Here is an 840-nt window from a genome sequence, read left to right on the forward strand (position 1 = left end):
TGCCGAGCCCCGCGCCGAGCCCAGCGCCGATCGCAGCACCGAGCCCCCTGTGGAAACCCCCGGCCCGGCCGGCGCCGCCTGGCACGCCGTGGTCGGCCTGGTGCCGATCCGCCGCCCGGCCCTGCTCTACCGGCCCGTCGACGGCCTGACCACCCGCCGGCTCGCCCGCCGGGTCGGGCCCGCCCACGGCACCACCGCGTGCCGCAGCGCCCAGGGCCGCTCGGACGTGCTCGTGTTCCGCCTGAACGGCGCCGCCCCGCCGCTGGCCGTCAAGCACCCCCGCAGCGCCCCGGCCGTCGCGACCCTGGCCCGCGAGTGGGACGTGCTGCGCCGCCTGGACGCCGACCCCCGGCTGGGCGAGTGGCGCCGCCTGCTGCCCCGGCCGGTGACCCGCCGGCTCGACGGGCCGCTGCCGCTGGTCACACAGTGCTGGCTGCCGGGCGTCACCGCCGACGGGTACCTCACCCGCTTCCCCGACCACGCCTCCCGGGTGGCGGCCGCCGCGCTCGGCGCGCTCGCCGAGCTGCACCGGACGACCGGACGCACCGAGCGCCTCACGGACCTCCTCGACGACTGGGTGGAGCCGCGCCGCGCCCTGCTGTCCGCGCGGATCGGCCGGTGCCGCACCGGCCCCGGGGCCGCGCACCTGGACGACCTCGTCGCATTGCTGCACCGGGAACTGGCCGGCCGGCCCGCCACCGTCGCCTGGTTCCACGGGGACTTCGCCCCCGGCAACATCCTGCTCACCGAGGACGGCACCCGGGTCACCGGCGTGCTCGACTGGGCCGGCGCCCGCGCGAACGGCCCGGCCGAGGTCGACGCGTACACCTTCGTCATCGC

The 840-nt window shown here is 79.0% G+C and carries 1 protein-coding gene; it reads left to right on the forward strand.

Annotation, left to right across the window (positions count from 1 at the left end; genetic code table 11):
* Nucleotides 1-49: 49 nt before the first annotated feature.
* The coding region (locus tag AB0O00_RS36060; protein WP_363658927.1) for a phosphotransferase at nt 50-840 on the forward strand (791 nt) is incomplete at its 3' end.

Source organism: Kitasatospora sp. NPDC093558, assembly GCF_040683475.1.
Taxonomy (GTDB): domain Bacteria; phylum Actinomycetota; class Actinomycetes; order Streptomycetales; family Streptomycetaceae; genus Kitasatospora.